The 16,492-nt window shown below is 63.5% G+C and carries 19 protein-coding genes and 1 tRNA gene; 8 read left to right on the forward strand and 12 right to left on the reverse strand.

The window, feature by feature from the left end; genetic code table 11:
- Positions 1-4: 4 nt before the first annotated feature.
- Entirely contained in the window at positions 5-1,012 is a 1,008-nt protein-coding gene (locus FJV83_RS25160) for an iron ABC transporter substrate-binding protein (RefSeq protein WP_095772371.1), read from the reverse strand.
- Between the two features lie 318 nt (positions 1,013-1,330).
- On the opposite strand from FJV83_RS25160, the gene FJV83_RS25165 reads away from it, so the two are divergent.
- The 3 genes from FJV83_RS25165 to FJV83_RS25175 all read left to right on the forward strand — a co-directional run bounded on the left by FJV83_RS25165 (position 1,331) and on the right by FJV83_RS25175 (position 4,647).
- A complete protein-coding gene (locus tag FJV83_RS25165) occupies positions 1,331-1,882 on the forward strand; it encodes a sigma-70 family RNA polymerase sigma factor (RefSeq protein ID WP_095772280.1) in 552 nt (183 codons plus the stop codon).
- A 1-nt stretch (position 1,883) separates the two neighbouring features.
- Positions 1,884-2,522: an NrsF family protein gene (locus tag FJV83_RS25170; protein ID WP_142885615.1), complete on the forward strand. Its 639-nt coding sequence runs from the start codon at positions 1,884-1,886 to the stop codon at positions 2,520-2,522.
- 163 nt (positions 2,523-2,685) lie between these two features.
- Positions 2,686-4,647 (forward strand): PAS domain S-box protein, encoded by a 1,962-nt coding sequence (locus FJV83_RS25175; protein ID WP_246691917.1) that lies wholly within the window; start codon positions 2,686-2,688, stop codon positions 4,645-4,647.
- Positions 4,648-4,743: 96 nt separating this feature from the next.
- Here the strand turns inward: FJV83_RS25175 and FJV83_RS25180 are convergent, their stop codons facing one another.
- From FJV83_RS25180 to FJV83_RS25210, 7 genes are all read right to left on the reverse strand, one after another.
- On the reverse strand, positions 4,744-5,622 hold the full coding sequence (locus FJV83_RS25180) for a 3-hydroxybutyryl-CoA dehydrogenase (RefSeq protein WP_142885613.1): 879 nt from the start codon (positions 5,620-5,622) through the stop codon (positions 4,744-4,746).
- A gap of 116 nt (positions 5,623-5,738) precedes the next feature.
- A complete protein-coding gene (locus tag FJV83_RS25185; protein WP_142885612.1) occupies positions 5,739-6,668 on the reverse strand; it encodes an electron transfer flavoprotein subunit alpha/FixB family protein in 930 nt (309 codons plus the stop codon).
- A 157-nt stretch (positions 6,669-6,825) separates the two neighbouring features.
- Positions 6,826-7,575 carry an electron transfer flavoprotein subunit beta/FixA family protein gene (locus FJV83_RS25190; protein WP_019861385.1) on the reverse strand — a complete coding sequence of 250 codons (750 nt, stop codon included), beginning with the start codon at positions 7,573-7,575 and terminating at the stop codon, positions 6,826-6,828.
- 202 nt (positions 7,576-7,777) lie between these two features.
- Positions 7,778-8,578, reverse strand: coding sequence for a rhomboid family intramembrane serine protease (locus FJV83_RS25195; RefSeq protein WP_095772285.1), 801 nt, complete (start codon positions 8,576-8,578; stop codon positions 7,778-7,780).
- 39 nt (positions 8,579-8,617) lie between these two features.
- A complete protein-coding gene (locus tag FJV83_RS25200; protein WP_095772286.1) occupies positions 8,618-9,199 on the reverse strand; it encodes a cob(I)yrinic acid a,c-diamide adenosyltransferase in 582 nt (193 codons plus the stop codon).
- An 18-nt stretch (positions 9,200-9,217) separates the two neighbouring features.
- Positions 9,218-9,409: a twin transmembrane helix small protein gene (locus FJV83_RS25205; protein ID WP_095772287.1), complete on the reverse strand. Its 192-nt coding sequence runs from the start codon at positions 9,407-9,409 to the stop codon at positions 9,218-9,220.
- 25 nt (positions 9,410-9,434) lie between these two features.
- Positions 9,435-10,301 carry an SDR family oxidoreductase gene (locus FJV83_RS25210; RefSeq protein ID WP_095772372.1) on the reverse strand — a complete coding sequence of 289 codons (867 nt, stop codon included), beginning with the start codon at positions 10,299-10,301 and terminating at the stop codon, positions 9,435-9,437.
- 58 nt (positions 10,302-10,359) lie between these two features.
- Between FJV83_RS25210 and FJV83_RS25215 the strand changes: the two genes are divergently transcribed.
- Positions 10,360-11,211, forward strand: coding sequence for a YihY/virulence factor BrkB family protein (locus tag FJV83_RS25215; protein ID WP_027047430.1), 852 nt, complete (start codon positions 10,360-10,362; stop codon positions 11,209-11,211).
- 117 nt (positions 11,212-11,328) lie between these two features.
- Here the strand turns inward: FJV83_RS25215 and FJV83_RS25220 are convergent, their stop codons facing one another.
- Together FJV83_RS25220 and gluQRS are read right to left on the reverse strand one after the other, a co-directional pair.
- Positions 11,329-12,243 carry an EamA family transporter gene (locus tag FJV83_RS25220; RefSeq protein WP_142885611.1) on the reverse strand — a complete coding sequence of 305 codons (915 nt, stop codon included), beginning with the start codon at positions 12,241-12,243 and terminating at the stop codon, positions 11,329-11,331.
- 149 nt (positions 12,244-12,392) lie between these two features.
- The gene (gene gluQRS, locus FJV83_RS25225) at positions 12,393-13,268 is read right to left on the reverse strand and encodes a tRNA glutamyl-Q(34) synthetase GluQRS (protein ID WP_142885610.1); all 876 of its coding nucleotides are present in this window, start codon (positions 13,266-13,268) and stop codon (positions 12,393-12,395) included.
- A 75-nt stretch (positions 13,269-13,343) separates the two neighbouring features.
- On the opposite strand from gluQRS, the gene FJV83_RS25230 reads away from it, so the two are divergent.
- The 3 genes from FJV83_RS25230 to FJV83_RS25240 all read left to right on the forward strand — a co-directional run bounded on the left by FJV83_RS25230 (position 13,344) and on the right by FJV83_RS25240 (position 14,966).
- Positions 13,344-13,985: a DNA-3-methyladenine glycosylase gene (locus FJV83_RS25230; protein WP_095788036.1), complete on the forward strand. Its 642-nt coding sequence runs from the start codon at positions 13,344-13,346 to the stop codon at positions 13,983-13,985.
- Between the two features lie 128 nt (positions 13,986-14,113).
- A complete protein-coding gene (locus tag FJV83_RS25235) occupies positions 14,114-14,671 on the forward strand; it encodes an HNH endonuclease (RefSeq protein ID WP_010911702.1) in 558 nt (185 codons plus the stop codon).
- Positions 14,672-14,702: 31 nt separating this feature from the next.
- A complete protein-coding gene (locus FJV83_RS25240; RefSeq protein ID WP_142885609.1) occupies positions 14,703-14,966 on the forward strand; it encodes a hypothetical protein in 264 nt (87 codons plus the stop codon).
- A 19-nt stretch (positions 14,967-14,985) separates the two neighbouring features.
- On the opposite strand, the gene FJV83_RS25245 is transcribed toward FJV83_RS25240, so the two are convergent.
- The gene (locus FJV83_RS25245) at positions 14,986-15,504 is read right to left on the reverse strand and encodes a disulfide bond formation protein B (protein ID WP_095772290.1); all 519 of its coding nucleotides are present in this window, start codon (positions 15,502-15,504) and stop codon (positions 14,986-14,988) included.
- A 28-nt stretch (positions 15,505-15,532) separates the two neighbouring features.
- Positions 15,533-16,117 (reverse strand): YqaA family protein, encoded by a 585-nt coding sequence (locus FJV83_RS25250; protein WP_095772374.1) that lies wholly within the window; start codon positions 16,115-16,117, stop codon positions 15,533-15,535.
- Between the two features lie 276 nt (positions 16,118-16,393).
- Between FJV83_RS25250 and FJV83_RS25255 the strand changes: the two genes are divergently transcribed.
- Positions 16,394-16,478, forward strand: a tRNA-Leu gene (locus FJV83_RS25255).
- The last annotated feature ends 14 nt before the right edge of the window (positions 16,479-16,492 follow it).

Genomic DNA, 16,492 nt, shown 5'->3' on the forward strand with positions numbered 1-16,492 from the left:
GCAACTAAAGCAAGCCGGCTGCCGTCATCAGGTCGGTGACCTTCTTGGAGTTCAGCGTCGTGGCGTCGACTTTCGGTGCCTGCAGGTCGGCCAGCGGAACGAGCTTCGGGTTGGACTCGGCACCCTTGCCGACGGCGTATTCGAAGGAGTTTCCGTTCTTCAGCACATCCTGGCCGCCCTTGCCGGTCACCCATTTCAGGAAGGCCTGGGCTTCCTTCTGATGCTTGCTCGAGGCGAGCACGCCGCCACCCGAGACCGAGACGAAGGCGCCTGGATCCTGGTTCTTGAAATAGTGCAGCGCGACGTTCTTGCTGTTCTCGCCGGTCTTGGCCTGATCGCCGAAGTAGTAATAGTGGTAGATCACCCCACCCTCGATCTCGCCGGCGTTGACCGCCTTCATCACCGTGCTGTTGCCCTTGTAGGCGGTGAAGTTCTCCTTCATCGCCTTCAACCAGTCCGCCGTGGCGGCCTCGCCCTTGAGCTGCAGCAGCGCGCTGACGATGGCCTGGAAATCGGCGCCCGACGGCGAGGCCGCCCAGCGGCCCTTCCAACTCGGGTCGGCGAGGTCGAGCAGCGACTTGGGCAACTGCTCGGTCTTGAGCTTGGTCGTGTTGTAGGCAAAGACGGTGCTGCGCGCGGCAACACCCACCCATTTGCCGCTGGCCGCCTGATAGTCCTGCGGCACCTGTGCCAGCGTGTCGGCATCGACGGGCGCGAACAGGCCGGCATTCTCGACCAGCACCATGGCGGGCGAATTCTCCGTCAGGAACACGTCGGCGGGCGAGGCGGCTCCTTCGGCAACGATCTGGTTGGAGAAATCGCTGTCGCCGCCATTGCGCAGCGTGACCTTGATGCCGGTCTCCTTGGTGAAACCTTCGGCCCATTCCTTGCCAAGGCTTTCGTGCTGGGCGTTGTAGACGATGATGCCGGCATCCTCGGCCCGCGCCGGACCGGCGGCCAGGCCGATTGCAAGTGCGGTGGCGCCGACAAGGGCGGAAAGGGTGTATCTCATGGCGTCATCCTCGCTTTCGTTGGTCTTGGCACGCCGCACCTATCGATACATGACACGAATAGTCAACATTGTTGGCCTGCTTCAATCGGTCGCTGAGGCACAAAGAGCGGCGCGAGGCGGACAATTCCATGTGATGGCATCCCGGACCGACGGTTTCCGCAAGACGTATGAGCAAGGCCCATGAAGTCGTCCGGCCTGAGGCTGAGCCTCCAGGACCCGCAAACTTTCGTGATTTGCCCGCAGTTTGGCTTGGACATTATTTCGCCGGCCACGTAACAAATCAGTGCCGAGGCACGAAAATCGGGGGAGTGAACTCTTGTGAGCGGCAAGGACGAGGCCGAGCTTTCCCGGCTGTTGCGGGCCGCGATCGCCGGAGATGAAAAGGCCTATGCCGACTTTCTGCACAGGATTGCCGCGCTGGTGCGCGGCTTTGTCCGGCGCAAGATCGTGCAGGGCGGAGTCGATCCCGAGGATGTCGTGCAGGAAACCTTGCTGGCCATTCATGTGAAACGGCATACCTGGCGCCAGGACGCGCCGGTGCTGCCGTGGATCTATGCGATTGCCCGCTTCAAGCTGATCGATGCGTTCCGGCGGCGCGGTCGGCGCATCGAAATCGATGTCGACGATATTGCGGAGACCTTCGCCGAACCGGAAACCGAAACCGTCAGCGAGCGCGACATCAACAGGGCCCTGGACGGGCTGCCGCCGGCACAGCGTTCGGTGGTTTCGGCCGTATCCGTGGAAGGCCGCTCGATCGGCGAGACGGCAGCGAAGTTCGGCATCAGCGAGACGGCGGTGCGTGTGTCGCTGCATCGCGGGCTAGCCGCCATAGCCAAGCGATTCGGGCAGGGGCGAGTCGGGCGGGAATGACATGAGGACCGAAGATCTCATCAAGGCGCTCGACGCCGATGCAAGCAGCAGGGCGATGCCGCTGCGCTCGGCCTGGTGGCTGGCGGCTGGCGTGGCCATTGTCATCGCGGCAATCGTTTTCCTGCTGACGATCGGCCCGCGCCCCGATTTCATGGTGGCCGCGCACACGATGCGCTTCCTGTCCAAATTCGTTTTCACCATCGTGCTTGCCTTCACCGCCTTCGGCCTGATCCGGGCGCTGTCGACACCTGGCGCCTCAACGGCCAGGGCCATGGCCTGGATGGCCGCGGCTCCTCTGCTGGTGGCCGTGGCGGTGGTTCTGGAGCTCTTCATGGTGCCGGAGGCGTTGTGGGGCACCAGGATGATCGGCTCCAACATGATGATCTGCATGGGCTTCATCCCGCTGATCGGCATCGGCCCGCTGGCCATCTTCCTGTGGATGCTGCGCTATGGCGCGCCGACACGGCCGGTGCTTGCCGGCGCGGTGGCGGGGTTGCTCGCCGGCGGGCTGGCGGCGACCTTCTATGCCGCGCACTGTTTCGACGATTCGCCGCTTTTCGTCGCCACCTGGTACACGATCGCGATCGCCCTTCTCACCTTGCTCGGCGCGCTCGGCGGACGGTTTTTCGTGCGCTGGTAGCAGGATAGAAGCGACCACACCCCGTGCACACCGATCCTTAATCATGCCGGCGATTGTTTGCCGGTTGACCATATCGCGGTACCCCCACGCAACCTTTCCTTAAAATCGATCCTTCAGGGTTCTCTCGAGAAAAAAGCGATTGCCCACGGGGGTGGCACGGATCGTGAGACTGCGAGGACCGATCAGGCTCGACAAACATGCAACTCCGGCGTTGCTCGTGGCCGGCTTCGCGGTGGCCGCGGTCCTGGTCGTGCTGTCGAGGCTGGACCTTGGCGCGGAAGCGCTCAGACTTTGCCTTCAAATGTCGGTCGCGATGACAATCGGCGCGCTTTTCTTCGCCTGTCTTTTCATCGGCCGCATCTCGAAAGATCGGCGGCAGATCGCCGAGAGCGAGCAGCGCTTCCGCCAGGCGATGGAGGACTCGGCAATCGGCATCGCCGTCGTCGGCCTCGATGGGCGCATTGTGCAAACCAATCCGGCGTTCGCCTCGATGCTCGGCTACAGCCGCGAAGAGATCGAGGCGCTGACCTTCTTCCAGATCACGCACCCCGACGACCTGCATGTCGGGCGGGAGACCATGGAAGGCATCAAAGCTGGCACGGTCAACGCCTTCCAATTCGAGAAGCGCTACCTCAAGAAGGACGGTACAGCCGTCTGGGCGCATCTCGCCGGCTCCGTCATTCGAGAGGAGAAGAGCGGCCGCGCGCTCTATCTCGTTTCACAGATCGAGGACATCGACGCGCGCAAACAGGCCGAGGCGCGTATCGCCGAGGCCGAAACGCGCTGGAATTTCGCGCTTGCCGGCGCCGGCCAGGGCGTCTGGGATCTCGACATCCGCAAGGGCGGCACGACCTACTCCTCGACCTGGGTCAAGATGCTGGGTTATGCGGATGGCGAACTCGACGGCGACCCCGATCTTTGGCTGACGATGATCCATCCCGACGACCGCGAAACCGTCGCCGAGGCGGATCGCGCCCATCTCGACGGCCAGACAGAGTTCTTCGAGGCCGAGTTCAGGATGCGTCACAAGGACGGCCGCTGGATCTGGATCCTCGACCGCGGCAAGGCCATCGAGCGTGACGGGGACGGGCGTCTGATCCGGGCCATCGGCAGCCTGACCGACATCACCCGGCGCAAGGAGGCCGAGGAGCGTCTGACCGTATCGGCGGCAATGCTGGCCGACGAGAAAGAGCGGCTCCGGGTGACGCTGCAATCGATCGGCGATGCCGTCATCTGTACCAATGCGGCGAACCGCGTCACCTTCATGAATCCGGTTGCCGAGAAGCTGACCGGCGTCCCGACGGAGGCGGCTCTCGGCAAGACGCTCGGTCATGTCTATTGGGCGGTGGACGAGGAGACGGGACACAGGATCGGCGTGACACGGCCGGCGATCGGTGCGGAGACGCCCTCCGACCAGAACAGCCGCGCCGTGCTGGTCCGCCGCGACGACACACGCTGCAGTATCCGTCAGGTCGTGTCGCCGATCATGAACGAGCGCAACGAATTCTGCGGGCTGGTCATCGTTTTCCAGGATTTTACCGATGCACGCGCCCTGCAGCGGCAGCTTGCACACGCCGCCGCGCATGATGCGCTGACCGGCCTTGCCAATCGCTCGAGCTTCATCCGCACCATGGAGGAGCTGGTCGTTCAGGCCCGTAAGGATGCCGCCAGGGCTGGCAGCAGCGGCCATCAGTTCATGTTCATCGACCTCGACCATTTCAAGCTGGTCAACGACACCGGCGGTCACGCCGCCGGGGACGCCTTGCTGAAGCGGGTCGCACAGGCCGTGCGTGGCGTAGTCGGGCCCGAAGACCTCGTCGCGCGCCTGGGCGGCGACGAATTCGCGGTCATCCTGAAATCGGGCTCGACCGCCGGCGCCAGGGTCGCGGCGCGCTCCATCATCGATGCGATAGCGGGATTGAACTTCAGCTGGGATGGCCGGCCGCATGCCATCGGCGCCAGCATCGGTGTTGCCGCAATCAACGCCAATTGCGGCGAAGCAGACGAGATCATCGCAAGGGCCGACGCCGCCTGCTATGCCGCCAAGGCGGCCGGCCGCGGGTGCGTCTGCGTGGCGCCCGACGACAAGTCGGAGCCGCAGGCGCCGCTTGCCGCGGCGTCGTGAACGGACGCGCTCTATCTCTTTGTTTTAACGCAATTCCCAAGCGAAAGCGCTTCGCGCTCTTCCCGGGAAACCGTTCACTCTTTTCGTGGAATTGGCCTAGCGCGTCGGAACGGGGTGCTCGCCGCGATAGTCGTAGAAACCGCGCCCGGTCTTGCGGCCGAGCCAGCCGGCTTCGACATATTTCACCAGCAGCGGGCAGGGGCGATACTTCGAATCCGACAGGCCGTCATGCAGCACCTGCATGATCGACAGGCAGGTGTCGAGGCCGATGAAATCGGCCAGCTGCAGCGGTCCCATCGGATGATTGGCGCCGAGCCGCATGGCGGTGTCGATGGCGTCGACGGAGCCGACACCCTCATAGAGCGTGTAGATCGCCTCGTTGATCATCGGCAGCAGGATGCGGTTGACGATGAAGGCCGGGAAATCCTCCGAGACCGTGATCGTCTTGTCGAGCTGCTTCACATAGGTCTTGGCGGCCTCGAAGGTCTGATCCTCGGTGGCGATGCCGCGCACCAGCTCGACCAGCTTCATCAGCGGCACCGGGTTCATGAAATGTATGCCGATGAAGCGCTCCGGCCGGTCGGTCTGCGCGGCGAGCCGCGTGATCGAGATCGACGAGGTGTTGGTCGCCAGTATGGCTTCGGGATTGAGCTGCGGACAGAGCTGCGCGTAGATCTTGCGCTTGACCGTCTCGTCCTCGGTCGCCGCCTCTATCACCAGATCGGCGCCGGCAAGATCGGCCATCGTCGGTGCGGAGGCAATGCGCGCCATCGCCTGGTTGCGCAGCTTCTCGTCGAGCTTGCCCGAGCCCACCTGGCGGGCCATGTTGCCGCTGATGGTGGCGATGCCCTTTTCAATGCGGTCGGGCGAAATATCGTAGACCAGCACCTTGTAGCCCGAAAGCGCGGAGACATGGGCGATACCCCCACCCATCTGGCCTGCGCCGATGATGCCGATCGTCTCGATCTTGCTCATTACACCGATCCCGTCCAAAGGCTTTTGCAGCCTGCTTTTTGCGCGGTGCAAACTAAAAGGGCGGGGCGACTTCGTCTACCCCACCCTAAGCATTTAATACGCTTTGCCAGAGAGCGTCAAAGCGCCTTCTGCAACTCCGGCAGAATGACGAAGAGATCGCCGACGAGGCCGTAGTCGGCAACCTGGAAGATCGGCGCCTCCTCGTCCTTGTTGATGGCTACGATGACCTTGGAATCCTTCATGCCGGCGAGGTGCTGGATGGCGCCGGAGATGCCGACCGCGATGTAGAGATCCGGCGCGACCACCTTGCCGGTCTGGCCAACCTGCCAGTCGTTCGGTGCGTAGCCGGCATCGACAGCGGCACGCGAGGCGCCGACCGCCGCACCGAGCTTGTCGGCGACCGGCAGGATGACCTCCTGGAACTTCTCCGACGAGCCGAGCGCGCGGCCGCCCGAGATGATGATCTTGGCCGAGGTCAGTTCCGGACGGTCCGTCTCCGAGAGCTTGTTCTCGACGAAGGTGGACAGGCCGGGATTGGCTGCCGCCTTGACGGTCTCGACCGCGGCCGAGCCGCCCTCGGGCGCCGCCTGGAAGGAGGCGGTGCGCACGGTGATGACCTTCTTGGCGTCTGTCGATTGCACGGTCTGGATGGCGTTGCCGGCATAGATCGGGCGCTTGAACGTGTCCGGCGAGACCACTTCGATGATCTCGGAGACCTGCGCGACATCGAGCAGGGCCGCGACGCGCGGCGCGACATTCTTGCCCGACGAGGTCGCCGGCGCGATGATGGCGTCGTAACCGCCAGCAAGCGACACGACGAGGGCTGCCGTCGGTTCGGCGAGGCGCTCGGCGAGCTCGTCTGCGTCGGCAAGCAGCACCTTGCCGACGCCCTTGAGCTTGGCGGCAGCGTCCGCCGCACCCTTGGCGCCCTTGCCGGCCACCAGCACATGCACGTCCGAGCCGATCTGCAGGGCCGCCGAAAGCGCCTTGGCGGTCTGGTCGGAAAGGCTGGCATTGTCGTGTTCAGCAATCAGAAGAATAGCCATTGATGATATTCCTGACTTTCGTTTTCGAGGCTCCCTGAAATCCGGTCAGGCCGAGTCGAAAACGGTTGGTTTCGAGAACCGGAGCGGAGCGTACTCTGTACGTGAGCACCGGAAGCGGAGAAACCGGCCGTTTGCAGGCCGGCCTCATCGGATTTCCTTACAAAACGCCGGCTTCGTTCTTCAGCTTGTCGACCAGTTCGGCGACGCTCTTGACCTTAACGCCCGCCTTGCGGCCGCCCGGCTCCTCGGTCTTGATGACCTTCAGCCGCGGCTTGACGTCGGCGCCGTAGTCGGCCGGGGTCTTTTCGTCGAGCTGCTTCTTCTTGGCCTTCATGATGTTGGGCAGCGAGGCGTAGCGTGGCTGGTTGAGGCGCAGGTCGGCGGTGACGATCGCCGGCATCTTCAATTCCACCGTCTGCAGGCCGCCGTCGACTTCGCGCGTTACCTTGGCCTTGTCTCCGTCGAGCACAACCTTGGAGGCGAAAGTGCCTTGCGCCCAGCCGAGCAGGGCCGCCAGCATCTGGCCGGTCTGGTTGGAATCGTCGTCGATCGCCTGTTTGCCCAGGATGACGAGGCCGGGCTGCTCTGCGTCGACGACGCCCTTCAACACCTTGGCGACGCCGAGCGGCTCGGTCTGTTCGTCGGTCTTGACCAGGATGGCGCGGTCGGCGCCCATGGCGAGCGCGGTGCGCAGGGTCTCCTGCGCCTGCTGCGGGCCGATCGAGACGACAATGATCTCCTCGGCCTTACCGGCTTCCTTGAGCCGGATCGCCTCTTCCACCGCGATCTCGTCGAACGGGTTCATCGCCATCTTGACGTTGGCGAGTTCCACCGCCGAACCGTCGGCCTTCACGCGAACCTTGACGTTCGCATCCACAACCCGCTTCACGGGCACAAGGATCTTCATTTGCCTGTCACCTCTTCACGCTAGTTGGGCGCGCTATAACAGCTTGCGCCCCTTCTGAGTTGTCGAAAGCCGACATTCCGGATGGAAATTCTGGTCTTTGCCCGTCTTGGACTGCTCCTTAACAGCCTTGGGCTCGGACGGAGACGTTTCCGTAGTTGCGGCAACCCTTGCCGTCAATACGCTGAAAGCGGCTCAAATCGGTTCAGTTTGGGCCAGGGGGGGTTCCCCGGCCCCAGCGCGTCGTGGTGGCCTGCGGTTCAGGCGCCGCTGGTTCGGCAGCAACCGGCGGCTGGTCGAGCTTGGGAGCCACGGCATCCTCGTCCGCGCCGGCAAAAAGCGGCACGCCGCGGCTGCGCAGGACCAGCACCAGCACCGCGCCGGCGATGATGCCGCCAATATGGCAGGCCCAGGAAATCTGGTCCTCGCCGCCGGCGGCGAACATGAAGACCTGGAACAGCACCCACAGGATAAGCGGGATGAAGGCCGGAATGCGCAGCGGGATGCGGGCAAAGGCCAGGACCCAGACCTTAACCCTGGGATAGAGGATCAGATAGGCGACGACCACGCCGGCGATGGCGCCGGAGGCGCCGATCAGCGGCACCTGCGAATCCCAGGCGACAAGCCCCTGGAAGGCGGCGCCGGCGATGGCGCACAGGAGATAGAAGATCAGGTAGCGGATGTGGCCGAGCGCGTCCTCGACATTGTCGCCGAACACCCACAGGAACAGCATGTTGCCGCCAAGATGAAAGATGTCCGCATGCAGGAAGGAATAGGTAAGGTAGCTCAGGCTTTCCGGAATGATGATGAACCGAGGATCAAGCTCGGCCGTGTTGTGAACCACGGACGGAATAAAGCCGAGGCCAAGCACGGCGGCATTGGTGAAGTTCTCGCCGCCGAGTGCCGTGGCGCAATAGACCAGCGCGTTGACCACGATCAGGCCGATCGTCACATATTGCAGGCGGATGTGGCGCAGCCTGTTTGTGTCGTAAAGCGGGATGAACATGCGTGCCTGGTCCCCTCCCGCCTTTTCGATCCGTTCAGCTCAGCGGTTCTTGCCGGGAACCCATAGCACGTCGGCATTTCCATTGTCATTGACCGCCCGGGCGGCGACAAACAGGAAATCCGAGACGCGGTTGATGTATTTCAACCCCTCAGGGTTGACGTGCTCGCCCGGGTCTTGAGCCAGCGCCACCATCAGCCGTTCGGCCCGCCGCGCCACCGTGCGGGCCAGATGCAGCGCCGCCGCCGCCGGCGTGCCGCCGTTGAGCACGAAGGATTTGAGCGGCTGAAGATCCTTGTTGAGGAGGTCGATGTCCTTCTCGACGCGGTCGGTCTGCGCGGCAACGATACGCAGCGGCTCGTAGCCAAGCGGCTTGCCGTCATCGGGCACGGCGAGATCGGCGCCGAGGTCGAAGAGATCGTTCTGGATGCGCGACAGCATGGCATCGATCGCCGGGTGGTTCGCTGCGGTATGCACGCGCGCCATGCCGATGCAGGCATTGGCTTCGTCGACCGTGCCGTAGGCGTCCACCCGCAGGTCGGATTTCAGCCGCCGCTCACCAGTGCCGAGACCCGTCGTGCCGTCATCGCCGGTGCGGGTGTAGATCTTGTTGAGCTTGACCATGTCGCCTCCCGAACGGCCTCACTTGCGGGTGAAATACACGGCCAGCAGGATCAGCAACAGCGCCACGGCCTGCAGCATGACGCGCGCCTGCATCAGCTTGTTCGAGGTGACGCTCGAACCGCCACGCATCATGTTGACGAGGCCTCGGATCAGCACGATCGCCACGGCGGCCATGACCAGAATGGCGAGGATGTTGAAGACGGTTGCCATTGTTGCGTTTCCAGTTGTTTCGCGTTCAGGCGCGTTTGGCCATCAGGCGGTAGAGCATCGATGCCGGCAGGATGCGTTTGAGCGCCGCGCCGATTCTGGCCGGCACAGTTACCACATAGTGCGGACGCGGGCGCGGCGACAGAAGGGCATGACGCAGAACCTTGTGGACCACTTCCGGCCCGGGCTTCAGCGCCGATTGGCTGCCGCCGGCGCGCAGCCGCTCCAGCTGCGCGGCATAGTCCGCCCTGTGCACGGAATTGTCGATGTCGATGTTTTTCAGGAACCAGGGCAGGCCGTTGCTGGCGATTTTCGATTTCACCGGCCCCGGTTCGATCAGTGAAACATGGACGCCGCTGCCGACCAGTTCCTGGCGCTGGCAGAGCATCAGCGCCTCGAGCGCATGTTTGGATGCCGAATAGGCGCCGCGAAAGCGCACCGGCACCAGACCGAGGATCGACGAGCAATGGACGAGGCGGCCGTGACCCTGACGGCGCATCATCGGAACCAGGCGGCGGGTCAAGTCATGCCAGCCGAAGAAATTGACCTCGAATTGCTGCTTGAGCGCGGCCACCGACAGATCCTCGACCGCACCGGCCTGGGCGTAGGCGCCGTTGTTGAACAAGGCATCGAGCCGGCCGCCGGTGCGCTCGAGCACCGCCGTTACCAGGGCTGCAATGGAGTCCGGTTCGCTGTAATCGAGATAGAAAGCCTCGATGCCGTCGCTTTCGAGGGCGGCGATGTCCTCGGGTTTTCGGGCTGTTGCAAAGACCCGCCAGCCTTCCGCCTTGAGTGCCCGGGCGCAATATGCCCCTATGCCGGACGAGGCGCCGGTGATGATGATGGTGCGCAATTGCTGCGCCGTCGGACTCGTGGTTTCGCCAAGGGTTGCCATTTGCCGCATTCACTTCCCATATTCGCGGCGTCGAGACAATCGAAGGGAACGCGGGTTCTTGTTGCGGAATATAGTCGCCCTGCGCCGCGTGCTCTACGACGCGCTCGGCCATTTCAACACCGATGACGGCTGGGCGATGGCCAGCCATCTGGCGATCACCTCGCTGATGGCGCTGTTTCCGTTCCTGATCTTCGCCACGACGCTGGGCAGCTTCCTCGGCGCCCAGGCCTTTGCCGACACGGCCGTGCACCTGGTCTTCGACACCTGGCCCGATCAGATCGCCAAGCCGATCGCGCATGAGGTGCTGAACGTGCTGACCGTCCGGCGCACCGACCTGTTGACCTATGGCGTGCTGCTTGCCGCCTATTTTGCCTCGAACGGCATCGAGGCGCTGCGCACCTCGCTCAACCGCGCCTATCGCGTCACCGAAACGCGTGGCATCATCTATCGCCGCGTGCAGAGCATCTTCTTCGTGCTGATTGCGACGGCCGGCTTCCTGGCGATCAGCGTGCTTCTGGTGTTCGCGCCCCTGCTGGCGCGGCTGGCGGAGGCGCATTTCGAATGGATAAAGCCCTATACCGGCACGATCACGCTGTGGCGCTACGTCATTGCCTCGGCCGTCATCATCGGCGGGCTGTTTGCCGTGCACTACTGGTTGCCGGCCGGCAAGCGCCGCTTCGTCTCGCTGGTCCCGGGCATCGTCTTCACACTGGCCGCATGGCTCATCGGCTCGACGATGTTCGCCACCTATCTCGACCATTTCTCGTCCTATGTGACGACTTACGCCGGGTTGGCCTCGATCATGATCGCGGTGGTCTTCCTCTACATCGTCTCGGCGATCTTCATCCTCGGCGGCGAGCTCAATGCCGCGATCAGTCGCTATCTCGAGGCGCGTGCCCGGGTCGGATGAGGCGGCGCCGATGAGGAATTGGGGAATTGAAGAACTGGAGAGCTGAAGAAAAAAGCGGCCATATCTGGCGCCGTGTGCTTCTTCCTCAATTCCTCAATTCCTCAATTCCTCAATTCCTCAATTCCTCAGTTCCTCAGTTCTTTTCAATCCCTCAATTCTTCCCTTGGCCGGCCGCGCCGTCGCCAGGCCGACGCCGAAGGTGGTGATCGCCATGCCGACGATCTGCAGCGCGTTGAGCTGTTCGTCGAACAGGGCCCAGGCGATGACCGCCGTCACCGCCGGCACCAGGTAGAACAGCGAGGCGACTTTCGACATTTCACCGTCACGAATCATCACCATCAGCAGGAAGATGGCGCCGAGCGACAGCACCAGCACCAGCCAGGCCATGGCGAAGATCAGTTCGCCGTTGATGATGACGGTGTGCGTTTCGAAGGCGAGCGCGGCCAGGATCATCAGCGAGGCGCCGCCGACATATTGCCACATGGTCGCGGCGACGAGGTCGCCGCCGGAAGCAAAACGCTTCTGCCAGATGGTGCCGGCGCTCATGCCGAGCACCGAGACCAGCGAGGCGGTCAGCGTCGCCGCGGTCACGCCGCCGCCGAGCGCGCCAAGCTTTGGCCACAGCACGATGATGATGCCGATCAGGCCGACGCCAAGGCCAAGCCAGTGGCGCGGCAGGATCGCTTCTCCCAGGAACTTGCCGGCAAGCACCGCGGTGATCAGCGGCTGTAGCCCGACGATCAGGGCCGAAAACCCGGCCGGCATGCCCCTGTGGATGGCCCAGAAGACGGCGCCGAGATAGACACCATGCATCAGCACGCCGGCGCCGGTGGCGTGTAGCGCCTCCTTGCGGGTGGCTCGCTTCGAACCCAGAACGGGCATCAGGGCTGCCAGCAGGATGGCCGCTATGACGAAACGGGCGGCGAGGAAGGTGAACGGCTCCGCCCATGGCATGGCATAGCGCGCGCCGATGAAGCCCGTTGCCCACAGGACGACGAAGGTGGCGGGGATGAACCGCTTGATGCTTTGCATTTTCCGGAGACCGCCACGCTGGTGAGAAACTGACCGTGGCGCTGCTCTAATCCCGTTCTACCCGGCGCGCAAAACGAAACGATTGATCCATGCATCACCGGAATTCAATCGGTGGCGGATTCGTCACGCGTGCCCAGAGCTCCACCGGCTCAGAGACCGACCATCCGTCTGATGTCGTCAGGCGATGCGCCGGCCTCGCGCAGCTTGCCAAGGCCGATGTCGCCAAGGCTTTTCGACAGTTTCCGCCCGTCCGGCCCAAGGATGAGCCGATGGTGGAAATAGGCGGGTTGCGGAAGCCGAAGAAATTCCTGCAGCAGGCGCTGTACGCCTGTGGCGGAAAACAGGTCCTGCCCACGCACGACATGGCTGACCGCTTGCAGGGCGTCGTCGACAATGACGGCCAGGTGGTAGCTGGTCGGGATGTCGCGGCGCGCCACGATCACGTCGCCCCAGTCCTGCGGGCGGGCCTCGACCGAGCGCGTCGCCGATAGCGTCTCATCGCTGAATTCGGTCCATGCGAGGTCCCTGCCTACGCGTGCAACAGCGGCATCGACATCAAGTCGCCAGGCGAAGGGCTCGTTTTCGGCGATACGCCGTTTGCGTTCCTTCAGCGGCAACGCCTTGTCGCACGGAGGATAGAGTGGCACGCCATCGGGATCGCGCGGCCAGTCACGCCCGCGCTTTTCGCTGTCGGCTATGAAGGCCCTGATCTCCCCACGGCTCATGAAGGCGGGGTAGACGAGGTCCTCGCGGATCAGCCGGTCGAGCACCGCCTGATATTCTGCGAAATGCTCCGACTGGCGGCGCACCGGCTCTTCCCAGCCAAGGCCCAGCCACTTCAGGTCGGCAAGCACGCCGGCTTCGAATTGCGGCGTGCAGCGCGTGGTGTCGATGTCCTCGATGCGCAGCAGCAGGCGGCCGTCGTGGGTCTGCGCGAGCTTCTGGTTGAGCAGCGCCGAATAGGCATGGCCGAGATGCAGTTCGCCGTTGGGGCTGGGCGCGAAGCGGAATGTCAGGAGCGTCATGTCTGAGGCGGCAATCGGGTTGTGCTGTGCTTTTGGCGGTTGCTACTTTGCTGCACATTGGCGGACAAGGATACCATGCAACGCATCGCGACACTGGACGACATTGCGCGGGGGCTCGATGCGCTTTGCATCATCGACCCGCGCCTGGAAAAGGTGCGCGGCATGGCCGGCGAGGTGCCGCTCCGGCTTTCGGAGCCGGGATTCAGGAGCCTGGCCTCGATCGTCGTCTCGCAGCAAGTGTCGCGGGCGAGCGCCGACGCCATCTTCGGCCGGCTGACGAAACTCGTCGATCCGCTGACGCCGCAGGCGATCCTGGCCGCCGGCGAGGACATGTTTCGCGAGGCAGGCCTGTCGCGGCCCAAGCAGCGCGGACTGATCGCGGTTGCCCAGGCGGTGGCCGACGGGCTCGACCTCAATCACCTCTGTTCGCTCGACGCGACCGAGGCGATCACCGCGATGACGGCGGTGCCCGGTATCGGTCCGTGGACGGCGGAAGTGTACCTTCTGTTTGCCGCCGGGCACCCCGACATTTTCCCCGCGCGTGACGTTGCGCTGCAAAGCGCGGTCGGCCATGCGCTCGGTATCGACCCGCGTCCGCCGGAGAAAACACTGATCGCATTGGCCGAATCATGGAGCCCGTGGCGAGGTGTCGCATCGCGGCTTTTCTGGTCCTATTATCGCGAAACCAGGGGCAGGGATGCCGCGCCGCCGTCCTGAATCTACAAAAAAGCATAAAAATCGGGGTTTTTTGACGCTTTGGGCAAGCGACAATCCGCTTCACATCCCTGTCATGTCGGGCTTACAGTATCCGCGCCGTTCGGGTCTAGAACCAAGGAGGTAAACACGTGACGGTTGCCGTATCTCCGGATGGGCTTCCAGCACTGGTGCTGAACGCGGATTACCGTCCGCTCAGCTACTACCCCCTGTCGCTCTGGTCCTGGCAGGACGCCATCAAGGCGGTGTTCCTCGACCGGGTGAACATCGTCGCCGAATACGAGCATGCGGTGTCCTCGCCGACCTTCTCGATGAAGCTGCCGAGCGTGGTCAGCCTGAAGGCCTATGTGAAGCCGTCCAGGCACCCGGCCTTCACCCGCTTCAACGTCTTCCTGCGCGACCGCTTCCAGTGCCAGTATTGCGGCACGCCCGACGACCTGACCTTCGACCATGTCATCCCCCGCCATCGCGGCGGTGCGACGACCTGGGAGAATGTCGTCGCCGCCTGCTCGCCCTGCAATCTGAGGAAGGGCGGCATGATGCCGGCGCATGCCAAGATGTGGCCGCTGCAGAAGCCCTATCAGCCGACCGTGCATGATCTGCACAACAATGGCCGCCTGTTCCCGCCGAACCATCTGCATGAAAGCTGGATGGATTATCTCTACTGGGATGTCGAACTGGAACCATAGAGTTCGGCGAGCGGAGCCGATTGGCCGACGCATGTACAAGATCACCATCGAGTGCCTTGACGTAGCGCCGGCGCTAGGCGCGCGAGCCGCCGTTGACATAGAGCAAGAGTTCCGCGCTGGCCGAACCTGGCACCGGCAGCCCAGCTGTACCTATGCCGACGGGAAACTTCTGCTTATCGCAAGAAATGACTTTGACGCCGACGGAAAGGCGCTCCTCGACGAATTCTGGGACTGTCTCGCCGCGTATCATGGAGAACACGGAGCCATGCACATCCTCAGCGTCGAGCGGGACTGAAAGTCGCGCCCGATCCGCGTCAATCGCGGGCCAGCGCGCCGCGGAAGGCGACGGCGGCCAGGATGAGGCTGGCGATGGCGTTCCAGCCGGCCAGCGACAGGCCCAGGATGCGCAGAGCCGCCTTGTCGCAGGAGGGCGGCACGAATTTGTCGAGCGCGTCGAGCACGCCCTTGCCGCCGGTGTCGACCGGGCCGGCGCCCGCCGTGCAGTCGGTCGGACCGGCCCACCACTGCCATTCGACGCCGGAATGATAGACGCCGAGATAGAGGCCGTAGAGCATCAACAGGCCGCCAATGCCCAGCAAGCCGCGCGTCAGCCAGGCCGGCGCCCGCAGCATCGATGCGATCACCGCCAGCACCATCAGCGGCGCGCCGATATAATAGGGCGTGCGCTGCTCGAGGCAGAGATGGCAGGGGATATAGCCGCCAATATACTGGAAGCCGAGCGCCGAGCCGACGGTCGCGGCCATGGCGACGGCGAGAAACAGGGCGGTCCGTGTCCGCTGGCGTCCGGTGTCGGCATTCATGGTCGCTGTCATGGGTCTTTTGTCCGTTGGTCCGGCCCGCTTAGAACGCGTATTTGACGATGATATAGAGCAAAATCAGGGCAGCCGCCGCGGCGCCTGCGATCAGCCCGAGGCGCTTTTCGATAAATTCGCGGATCGATTCGCCATAGCGCCGCAGCAGCCAGGCCAGGAGCAGGAAGCGCGCGCCGCGAGCGACGATGGCCGAGATGATGAAGATCAGCAAATTGACGTGCAGGGCGCCGGCAAGGATGGTGACGACCTTGATTGGCGGCAGGTGCGCGAGACCGGAAGTAACAAGCAGCACCAGCATCAGACCGACGCCAGAATTCTGCCAGCGCTCGAAGGTCTCCAGGCCGCCGAAATGCTCCAGGATCGGACGGGCGATGGTGTCGTAGGCGAAATAGCCGATCATCCAGCCGGCGATGCCGCCCAGCACCGAGGCGGCGGTGGCGGTCAGCGCATAGCGGTAGGCGCGGTCGGGGCGTGCCAACGCCATCGGAAGATAGAGTACATCGGCCGGCACGAAGAAGAACGAGCTTTCAATGAAGGCGATGATGGCAAGCCACCATTCCGCGGATTTCCTGGCCGCCAGCGACAAGGTCCAGTCGTAAAGTCCGCGAAGCATCGGCACTCCTATGCGTGTCGCCCAAACGGTGCGCAGCGATTTCGGGGCAATGGCATGCACAAAACAAAAAACCCAAAGCGCGCCATCCATCTGCCGGGACGCGCCTCGCTTTGATGCGCCGCCTGTCTAGAAAGATTTTCCGCGACGCACAATGGCAGCGCGGTCACGAAATCAAAAGGCGAAGATTGGTCGCATCCTGGTGATCTCGAGATTTGGCCAGTTGACGAACAGGCCTCCGACCGTATAGTCCGCGCCCATCCAGGCCGCCCGGCCTGAGCCCCTATGGCGGAATTGGTAGACGCGCTCGACTCAAAATCGAGTTCCGCAAGGAGTGCTGGTTCGATCCCGGCTAGGGGCACCAATTTTTTCCGCAAA

Origin of the sequence: Mesorhizobium sp. WSM4307, from assembly GCF_007003945.1 — a bacterium.
Classification (GTDB): Bacteria; Pseudomonadota; Alphaproteobacteria; order Rhizobiales; family Rhizobiaceae; genus Mesorhizobium.